General features: G+C 60.0%; 1 protein-coding gene. It reads left to right on the forward strand.

All coding sequences use genetic code 11. The annotated features are described in order from the left end of the window. Nucleotides 1–638, forward strand: a 638-nt coding sequence (locus Q2M23_RS43770) for a transposase (RefSeq protein ID WP_316399550.1), incomplete at both ends; no start/stop codon positions are given.

Consider the following 638-nt stretch of genomic DNA (forward strand, 5'->3'; position numbering starts at 1 on the left):
GAGAATGTCCATCTTCTGTCGCGTGCCATGCACGACCATGCGCTGGTCGATGGCGACACACTTTATCAGGCGGTCGAGCGGAGCCGCTTCTGCGACAACGCGGTGATCGATCTGCCGCAGCGAATGGATCGGCGCGGCCGGCAGGCCCATCTCTCGATGCGCTTCGGAACCGTCGTGCTCAAGCGGCCGCAGAGGCCCGGCGTCACCGACTTGGCGGAGGGCATCAAACTCAGCTTCGTAGAAGTGGTCGAGTTGCATCCGCCGAGAGGTGCGGAGCCCATTCGCTGGCTGCTCCTGACCACTCATCCGGTCGCCACCGTTAAAGACGCCTGGCAGATCGTCTCCTGGTACCGCCAGCGCTGGATCATTGAGCAACTCTTTCGCTCGCTGAAGAGCCAGGGTTTGCGCATCGAGGATAGTCAGATCGAGAGCGCCGAAGGCCTGATCAAGCTCGTGGCGGTCGCCACCAGAGCGGCATGTATCGTCATTCAACTCGTTCAGGCCCGCAACAGTGGCGAAGAATTGCCGGCTGAATTTGTCTTCACCGCAGAAGAGATCGAGACGCTCAGGGCCATCAACAAAACCATGAAAGGTCGCACCGAGCTTCAGAAAAACCACCATCGCCCCAACACTCTTGC

It is taken from the genome of Bradyrhizobium sp. 33ap4 (assembly GCF_032654765.1).
GTDB lineage: Bacteria > Pseudomonadota > Alphaproteobacteria > Rhizobiales > Xanthobacteraceae > Bradyrhizobium > Bradyrhizobium australafricanum.